General features: G+C 73.6%; 4 protein-coding genes. 1 reads left to right on the forward strand and 3 read right to left on the reverse strand.

The window, feature by feature from the left end; all coding sequences use genetic code 11:
• Nucleotides 1-258: 258 nt before the first annotated feature.
• Nucleotides 259-1,614, reverse strand: a complete 1,356-nt coding sequence (locus tag AXW62_RS24385; protein ID WP_030843271.1) for an NAD(P)/FAD-dependent oxidoreductase — start codon at nucleotides 1,612-1,614, stop codon at nucleotides 259-261.
• A 321-nt stretch (nucleotides 1,615-1,935) separates the two neighbouring features.
• Here AXW62_RS24385 and AXW62_RS24390 point away from each other — a divergent pair, with 321 nt between their 5' ends.
• Nucleotides 1,936-2,658, forward strand: a complete 723-nt coding sequence (locus tag AXW62_RS24390; RefSeq protein ID WP_030843268.1) for a TetR/AcrR family transcriptional regulator — start codon at nucleotides 1,936-1,938, stop codon at nucleotides 2,656-2,658.
• A 584-nt stretch (nucleotides 2,659-3,242) separates the two neighbouring features.
• Here AXW62_RS24390 and AXW62_RS46040 read toward each other — a convergent pair.
• Together AXW62_RS46040 and AXW62_RS24400 are read right to left on the reverse strand one after the other, a co-directional pair.
• Complete coding sequence (locus AXW62_RS46040) at nucleotides 3,243-7,715, reverse strand: AfsR/SARP family transcriptional regulator (protein WP_252368709.1); 4,473 nt, start codon at nucleotides 7,713-7,715, stop codon at nucleotides 3,243-3,245.
• A gap of 426 nt (nucleotides 7,716-8,141) precedes the next feature.
• A partial coding sequence (locus AXW62_RS24400; protein ID WP_252368708.1) for an asparagine synthase-related protein occupies nucleotides 8,142-9,375 on the reverse strand: 1,234 nt, incomplete at its 5' end.

Consider the following 9,375-nt stretch of genomic DNA (forward strand, 5'->3'; position numbering starts at 1 on the left):
GCGCTCCAGCGCGTGAAGTTCACTGCGGATTACCTCGTGGGGTGGTGGCTGAGCAGCGCGCCGGCGCGGGATCGGGGAGATGGGTGCGGGTACGGGGGACGGCCCCCAGGGGAATGCGGCAAACTTCCGAATCCTCGCGGTTGTCACTCTTTGCAGATACGAGCCCACCCATGGTCACACGTCCAGTGTGGCCGACCGGACTGACATCCGTGAGACGCCGATCGTGGGAGGGGAGTTCCCGGCTCCGCCCCGATTGGCTCAACTGGCCTCGGGATGGCGGCCGGTGTCGGCGGCGAGTTTGAACTCGGCGCGCGGGTTCTCCAGCGACCCCAGCGAGACGATCTCCCGTTTGAACAGTCCCGACAGGATCCACTCGGCCAGCACGCGCGCCTTACGGTTGAACGTCGGCACCCGGCTGAGGTGGTAGGCGCGGTGCATGAACCAGGCCGGATAGCCCTTCAGCTTGCGCCCGTAGACGTGCGCGACGCCTCTGTGGAGCCCCAGGGAGGCCACGGAGCCCGCGTACTTGTGCGCGTAGTCCGTGAGCGGCCGGCCGGCGAGCGAGGCGAGCACGTTCCCGGCGAGCACCCTGGCCTGGCGGACGGCGTGCTGTGCGTTGGGGGCGCACTCCGCACCGGGCCGGTCGGCCGTCAGATCGGGGATCGCCGCGGCGTCCCCCGCCGCCCAGGCGTGCTCCACGCCCGCCACCTGGAGCGCCGGGGTGCAGGTGAGCCGGCCGCGCCCGTTCAGCGGCAGATCGCTGGAGGCGAGGACCGGATGCGGTTTGACGCCCGCGGTCCACACGAGCGTGCGGGTGGGGAAGCGCGAGCCGTCACTCAGTGCGGCGATCCGGTCGGCGCAGGACTCCAGGCGGGTCTCCAGCCGGACGTCGATATTGCGGTCGCGCAGCTCCCGGAGGGCGTACTTGCCCATCTCCTCGCCGACCTCCGGAAGGATCCGGTCGGTGGCCTCGACGAGGATCCACTTCAGGTCCTCGGGGGCGATGTTGTGGTAGTAGCGGACGGCGAACCGGGCCATGTCCTCCAGCTCGCCGAGCGCCTCGACGCCCGCGTATCCGCCGCCGACGAAGACGAAGGTCAGCGCCGCGTCGCGGACATCGGGGTCCCGGGTCGACGAGGCGATGTCCAGCTGTTCGAGGACATGGTTGCGCAGCCCGATGGCCTCCTCGACGGTCTTGAAGCCGATGCCGTACTCGGCGAGGCCGGGGACCGGGAGGGTGCGGGACACGGATCCGGGGGCCAGCACCAGCTCGTCGTAGTGGATGTCGACCGTGCCGGTGCCCTCTTCCTCCGTGGCGAGGGTTCTCACGGTCGCGGTGCGTTTGCCGTGGTGGATCGCGGTGGCCTCACCGATGACGACCGTGCAGTCGGGCAGGACCCGGCGCAACGGCACCACGACATGGCGCGGCGAGATCGATCCGGCTGCCGCCTCGGGCAGGAACGGCTGATAGGTCATGTACGGCTCGGGGTCGACCACGATGACCTGTACGGCGCCGTGCCTCAGCTCACGCTTCAGCTTCCGCTGGAGGCCCAGCGCGGCGTACATCCCGACGTAGCCACCGCCGACAACGAGAATGCGCGCAGGTTCCTTCACCCTCCCATGAGGCACGCGCGTCCGCGGTTTGTCCACAGGCCCGACGAATTGTGTGACCGGACGAGGCGGCTCGTCCCGCGGTGCGGAATCGGTTACACGTACGAAATGTCCGCAGGTCAGCCCGGGGGTGAGTACTGACCGACGGGTGGGGAGTCGGAAAAAGCCGGTCCTCTGCTCCAATCAGGGGGCGTTCTGTCCCGAGCTACCCTCTTCTTTCTTGACCTGGGCTCAACTATGTTCGTACTGCGTCGGGGTTGTGACTGCCCCGGCAGTCTGGGCGGGGAGTCTCCGGGGGGAGACGTCATTACCGGGGGATCACTTATGCACCTTCAGGGTTCGTCATGGTCCGCAGCCGTCGCGTCGGACGGAAACGGCGGACGGAACACACCGCTGCGCGTGGACGCGCAGCGCAATCTGGAGCACGTCCTGCGGGCGGCCCGCGAAGTCTTCGGTGAGCTGGGGTACGGAGCTCCGATGGAGGACGTGGCACGCCGGGCGCGGGTCGGGGTGGGCACCGTCTACCGGCGGTTTCCCAGCAAGGACGTGCTGGTGCGCCGCATAGCCGAGGAGGAGACGGCAAGGCTGACCGATCAGGCGCGGGCGGCGCTGGGTCAGGAGAACGAACCGTGGTCCGCGCTGGCCCGGTTCCTGCGCACCTCGGTGGCGTCCGGCGCGGGCCGGCTGCTGCCGCCGCAAGTGCTGCGGGTCGGGGTCGACGTGGAGACCGAGATCCGCCTGCCGCAGCAGCGGCCGGCAGCGTTAGCCGCTCCGGCCCAGCCGGAGCTGCGGCTGGTCGAGCGGCCGACCGCGACTGAGGACGAGCCGGACGACGCGGGCGCCGCGGCGCTACTGGAAGTCGTCGGGCAACTGGTGGAGCGGGCACGAGCGGCGGGCGAGCTGCGCCCGGACGTGACGGTCGCCGATGTGCTGCTGGTGATCGCCACGGCGGCGCCCTCGCTGCCGGACGCGGCGCAGCAGGCCGCGGCGTCATCCCGGCTGCTGGACATCCTGCTGGACGGGCTGCGGTCGCGCCCCGTGGGGTGAGGCCGTGGGGTGGCCCCGTGGGGGCCCCGTGGGGTGAGGCCGTGGGCCCGGGAGTGGCGTCCACGCCGCCTCGGCGCCGGGCAGGACGTTGGGGGGTGGTGACGTTCGGGGGCGGTGACGCTCGGAGACCGGTGAACTTTGGGGCCGGTGTCCTCCGGGGTCAGTGACTTCCGAGGTCGGCGACCTCCGACGGGCCTTGCCGGGCGGGTTGCTTGCCGTGGGGCCGTCCGCGAGGAGGTCGGCTTCCTGTCGGCCCGGTGGGCGGGACGGCGGGGTCGCGTTCCCTTCACCGGTTCCAGGCGGCGGAGGCCGCGTTGCCTTCGCCAGTTCCAGGCGGCGGAGGCCGCGTTGCCTTCGCCGGTTCCAGGCGGCGGGGGTCGCGTTCCCTTCACCGGTTCCAGGCGGCGGGGGTCGCCGCGCCCTCGTATGCAGGGGTGCGGCGCATGCTCCGCGTGCAGGGGTGCGCCACGCCCGCCGCACGCCCGCTCCATGTGAGCCCACGGCTCCTCCGCGGGCCGCGGAGGAGCCGTGGGGGTGAGGACGCGCGGTTGTCGGCCGGGGCGCCGCGCCTGCGCGTGCCCGTGTCAGCGGGCGGGCGGCGGAGCGGAGCCCGGGTCGGCGGTACCGGCAGGGTTTTCGGTTCCGGTACAGCCTGCGGTTCCGGCAGGCCGGGCGGTCGCGGCACGGCTCACCGTCCCGGCCCGGCCTGCGGTCCGGGCACGGCCTGCGGTCCCGGCAGGGACGACGGCCTCCGCCTCGGGCGGGGCGTCGGTCGGGTCGGTCTCGTGGGGCACGTGGATCGCCTCGGGCGCGTCGGTCACCTCGGGCACCTCGGTCACCTCGGGCACGTCGGGCGCGTCGGGCGCGTCGGGCGCGTCGGTCCGGTCGGTCGCCTCGGGCGCGTCGAGAGAGGTCAGCACCTCGTCGAGCAGGCGGATGACCCGCTCGGGGGTCAGTGTCATGCTCTCGGTGCGCAGCTGCTCGACCGCTTCACGGCCCAGCGCCTCGGTGACGCGCGTCACGGTCGTGTCGATGTCCTCGGCCACCAGTGGTGAGCGCGGCAGACGGCCGCGCCAGCCGTCGGCGGCACCCAGTAGCCGCGCGGCGAGCCGCTCCTGTCCGCACCGTGCCAGGATCTCCGCCGCCGACTCCGCCTGATGGGCCAGCAGCAGCTCCATGGAGCTGCCCTCAAGGCCGTCGCGCAAAGTGTTCCGCAGTTTGCGCAGTCCGCCGGGCAGATCGCCCTCCGCGCCGGTGATACGGCCGTCCAGGCCGTTGATCACGACCCAGAACTGCGGCGGCGGGGTGCCGCGCCACGCTTGGTCCCGCGCAGCCTCGCAGTAGGCCCGTGCCTGGGCCAGATCGCCGCGCAACAGCCCGACCAGGCCGCGCAGCATGAGGTTGAACGCCTGCACGTCGTGGGTGCCACAGCGCTCCGCCTCCTGTGCCGAGCGGTCCAGCAGCCTCAGCGCGCCCTCCATGTCCTTCTCGTGGAGGGCCAGATCGGCGAGGCGGGTGACGAGGAACGGCACCTCGGTCTGCGCGCCGATCTCCTGCGCGAGGTGCCATGCCCTCTCATAGGCGGCCTTCGCCTCCGCGAACCGGCCCCGATGGCAGGCGGTCTCGCCGCGTGCGCCCTCCACCTGGGCGAGCATCCAGCGGTCGCCGACGCGGGCGGTCAGTGCGCGCAGTTCGGCCAGGTCGTCGTCGACGCGTTCGATGCCGCCCGGCAGGTCGATGGCGAGGTGAGTGCGGTACATCAGCGCCATGCCGAGCGCCCAGTCGTCACCGTGCTTCCGGCAGTCGGCCACGGTCTGGTCCAAGAGCGGCAGCACACGGGAGAAACCCCCCAAGGCGAAGGTGACGAACGGCCAGAGCAGACCGGGGAAGCGCGCGCTGCGGGGCCCTCGATGGCTCGCGTAGGCGTCACGTATGCGTGTGGCGGCCTCCCGGACCCGGGGGTCGCTCATATCCGGACCGCTGCCCTGTTCCGCGAGCAGGATGAAGTACAGCAGCCGCAGGTCCATGAACTGCCAGTACCGGGTGGTTTCCGCGTCGAGGCCGTCCACCCCGTCCGGAGCCCGGGCCGGGACCTGGGGGAACCGGTCGAACGGCTGGACGCCGTCCGGGGCCTCGTCCCCCTCGTGGTCCGTGCCTCGACGGCCGCCCTCGAGGGCCAGGGCACGGCCGATCCAGACGGCGCCCTCGTCCCGGTAGTTGCGCAGCCACCAGAACCAGGCCAAGTCGCCGATGAGCGCGAACAGGGTGTTCTCGTCCGCGATGGTCAGGGAGCGGTGCAGCGCAGCGCGGATGTTGTCGAGGTCGGCCTCGACGAGGCGCAGCCATGGGAGTTGTCCGGCGGAACGCAGACGGGGCTCGGCGGTGCGCATGAAGTCCCGGAAGTGGGCGGTATGGCGGGCCACGGCGGCGTTGTGGTCGGCGCGGGCCGCCAGGTCCTCGGTGGCGCGCTCGCTGACGTACTCGTGGACGGTCTCCAGCATCCGGTAGCGGGGCTCCCCGCCCGCCTGGCCGGTGAGCCCCGCCGCTGTACCGTGCGCGGGATGGTCGACGACCAGGAGCGACTTGTCGACCAGCGCCCCGAGCAGCTCCAGCACCTCGGCGGACGCGATCCGGACGTGGGAGGGCGTATGTGAGCGCATAGGGGCGCGCGTCTCGGCGCACGCAACCGCGTCGCCCGGCTCCCGCGTGCCCGCCGTGCCCTCCGGGCCCGCCGTGCCCTCCGTAAGGGCGTCGTCCGTCGTCACGTCCGTAAGGGCGCTGTGCGCTGTCATGCCCGTGAGGGGGTCGTGGGTCGGCACATCCGTAAGGGCGCTGTGTGCCGTGGTCTCCGTAGGGGCTCTGTGTGCCGTGATGTCCGTAGGAACGCGGTAGGCGCCTACGCCGTCCGTTGTGGGACCAGTCGCGCCGGCGTCCGCCGTAAGGGCGTTGTCGTCGGGCGGGCCGTCCGCGCACACGGCCTCCGCCGCGGACAGGGTCCACCCGCCCGAGAAGACCGAGGCACGGCGCAGCACGGCGCGCTCGCGCTCGTCGAGGAGGCACCAGGACCAGTCGACGACGGCCCGCAAGGTCTGCTGGCGGGGAAGCGCGGTTCTGCTGCCGCTGGTCAGCAGGCGGAAACGGTCGTCCAGCCGGTCCGCGATCTGCCGTGGGGTCAGCAGCCGCAGCCGCGCCGCGGCCAGCTCGATCGCCAGCGGCAGACCGTCCAGGCGATGACAGATCTCCGCGACCGCGGCAGACGTATCCGGGTCGGCCGCCGGATCGAACCCGGGCCGTACGGTGGCGGCGCGTTCGGCGAACAGCTGGTGGGCGGGGGCGGGCGGAAGCGGCTCCACCGGTCTGACGATCTCGCCCGGCACCCCCAGCGGCTCCCGGCTCGTGGCGAGCACGGTCACCCCCGGGCAGTGCTCGAGCAGGGTCTCGGTCAGCCGGGCCGCGGTGTCGATGACGTGCTCGCAGTTGTCGAGCAGGAGCAGCAGCCGGCGGTCTGCGCAGTACTCGACGAGCAGGTTGGTCGGATCGTTGCCGTCCGCGCCGGTGGTACGGCTCTCGAGCCCCGAGGCGAGCAGCGTGGTCGCACGGCGGCCGACCGCGCTCAGAACGGCGCCGGGGACGGCGGAGGGCTGGTCGAGCGCGGCGAGTTCGGCCACCCAGACGCCATCCGGATAGTCGGCCGTCACGGTCGCGGCGGCTTCTTCGGAGAGCCGGGTCTTGCCGGAGCCGCCGGGGCCGGTGAGGGTGACCAGCCGGGCGCCGACCAGGTCCCGGAGGATGTCACCGATCTCGGTCTGTCGGCCGACGAAGCTGGTGAGGCGGGCTCTGAGGTTGCTGTGCGGCAGAGGCGGCACGGCCGTGCGCGAACCCGCCTCCCGGGCGGCGGCCCGGCCGTCGGCCCGGCTTGCGGCCCGGCGGCTCGCCAGGCTCCCTCCCCGGCCATCGGTCCCGTCTCCGGCCCGGCCGTCCGCCGCGTCCGTGGGTCGGCTGTCTCTCGCGTCCGTGGGTCGGCCGTCCGTCGCGTCCCTGGGCCGACCGTCTCTCGCCTCCCTGGGCCGACCGCCGATCACACCCCTACGGCGGTTGACGATGACGTCCCCGCGGTCGCTCCCGCTCCCGGCCCGGCCGTCGGCTGAGCGCTCGGCCCGGCGGTTCGCCAGGCTCCCGCCCCGGCCGTCGGTCCGGTCCCCAGCCCTGGCCCCTCCGGAGCTTCCGCTCCTGCTCCCGCCACGGCCGCCACCCCGCGGCGAAGCGCCCTCCGCGATGGACGGGCCGCCGTGCGTGCCGCCCGGCTCCCGGGGGGCCGCCTCGGCGTCCGTCGCCAGCAGCTGTCTGTGCAGCTCCCTCAGCTCCGCCCCCGGACCGGTGCCGAGGCGGTCGGCGAGGACCCGGCGGACGTCCTCGTACGCGGCCAGGGCGTCGGCACAGTGACCGGCCGCCCGCAGCGCGCGGATCAGCTGGGCGTGGAACGTCTCGTCGAGCGGGTGGTCCGCGACGAGCTCGCGCAGCTCCGGTATGACGTCCGTAGGGCGGTCGAGCGCGAGGGCGGCGTCGATCCAGCGGTGCAGCGCGGTCAGCCGGAGGGCCTCGGGACGGGCGGCGGCCGTGCTCCGGTCCGGCAGATCGGCGAGGGCCGGGCCGCGCCAGAGGGCGAGCGCCTTACGGAGGGTGGCGGCGGCTGCCTCGGGGGCGCCGGCGTCCAGTGCGCTCATGCCCTCGTTCGTCAGCCGCTCGAAGCGCAACAGGTCGACGTCGTCCTGGGGAGAGGCGGTCGCGAGACGGTAGCCGCCGGGTGAGGAGACCACGGCGTCCCTGCCGATGACCCGGCGCAGCCGGCCCACGAGCGCCTGGAGCGCGGCGGGCGCGTCGTGCGGAGGGTCGTCGGCCCATATCTCGTCGATCAGGACGTCGACGGAGGCCGGGGCGGAACGTGCGGCCCGTACGGCGAGCGCGGCGAGCAGCGCCCGGATCCGGGGGCCGCCGAGGGGCAGTGCGTTTCCGTGGCCGTCGCGCGCTTCGGTGGTGCCGAGTATCAGATACCGCACAAGGGCCATTCTGCTAGGGGACCGGGCACAGCCCGGGAGATGGTGCGGCGCGGCGGCGAGAGGTTCCGTTCATCACATCACCCTAAGAACAGTTGAGAACAGTGGCCTCCCGCGCCTCATGGCCGCTGTAAGGACGCGGCCCCACACACGCCCCATGGAAGCTGTAAGGACATCGGCCTCGTACGCCCTGTGGCCGCTCCCAGAACGCCGACCTCATACGCCCCATAGCCGCCCTCAGAACGCCGACCTCGTGCGCACCTCATGGCGGCCCTCAGAACGCCGGCCTCATACGCCTCACAGCCGCCGACTCCCGGCGTGGCAGGACCGGGCCGTACCGCGCGGGGCACCCGGTGCGCCGTACCGCGCCGTACCACGCGGGGCCGCCGTACCACGCGGGGCCGCGCGCCGCCCCCGTTACGCGAACCGTCACAGGCTCGGTCGCGGCACCACTCCGCCCGCGACCGCCCGCTGCCGTGGCGCCGCCGTACCCGTCCAGCAGGTGCCCCGGCGGGCCAGCAGCCGCCGCAGCCAGACCTCGGTGGAGACGAGTTCGGCCAGGCCGTCCAGGGGCAGCCGCTCCCCCTGCGCGGCGGCGCGGAGCGCCTTACGGACGACGCGGGCCTCGATCAGGCCCGCGTCGGCCAGCAGCGGCGCGTCGAAGAGGGTCATCAGCTCGCCGGTCCAGGCGCGCATGCCGGTCCGTGCGGCGGCGGTGTGGGCGGCGTGGGAGGTGGCGCCCCAGCCGGCGGGAAGCTCCCGGATGCCCGCCCCGGCGAGGACCTCGCGCAGCACCGCGGCGCGGGCCCCCGGTTGCACCCGAAGCGCTTCGGGGAGCGCGCGGCAGGCCCGTACGACCTGGTTGTCGAGGAAGGGCGCGTGCAGGCGCTGGCTGCGGACCTCGGCGGCCTGTTCGAAGACCCGGTGGTCCGCCGCGTATCGGGCCAGGGCGGCGTCGGCGCGGCGTTCCCCCGGGCGGCGCAGCAGCACGGGGCGCACGGCCGCCTCCTCCAGCCGTACGGACACCTCGGCGAGCGTCTCTCCGGTGAGCCAGCGGGCGGCGGGCCCGGGGCGGCACCATGTCAGGGCGGCGAGGGAGGCCGATACGGCGCCCGGGCCGCGCGCCGCCTGGTCGTCGACGAAGCGGCGCTCCAGCAGGCGCGCCGCGGCCTCCTGGACGCCGTCGCGGTAGGACGTGCGGGCGAGCCGGCGCGCGGCCCGGTAGACCGTGAAGGGCACGAAGAAGGACTGCGCGGAGGGGCCGTCGGCCCTGGCGAGCGCGGTGGCGGGGCGCAGCAGATGGCGTCTGCGGCGGTCGAGCAGCAGGTCGGCGAGGCGCGCGGGGTGGGCGTCGAGCACCTGGCGGGCGCCATGGCCGATGAAGTGGTCCGCGCTGCCCGCGGCGAGCCGGCGCCGATGGCGTTCGGCGATGACGAGGGAGGGGCCGGGTTCGTCGGTGAGGGCGCCGGTGTCGAGGCCCGCGTACGGCAGGGCCTCTTCGCCCGCGGCGACGACCACATGGTGCAGCCGCGGATTGGCGGCGATGGCGCCGGCGCGCTCCAGTTCGGCCTCGCGGATGCGGGCGCCGCCCGCCGTGGCGAGGTCGTTGAAGGTGACGGCCAGGAGCCGCTCACCCGCCTCGGTGCCGTGGCCGAAGAGGGTG

The sequence above is a fragment of the Streptomyces hygroscopicus subsp. hygroscopicus genome, from assembly GCF_001553455.1.
Taxonomy (GTDB): domain Bacteria; phylum Actinomycetota; class Actinomycetes; order Streptomycetales; family Streptomycetaceae; genus Streptomyces; species Streptomyces hygroscopicus.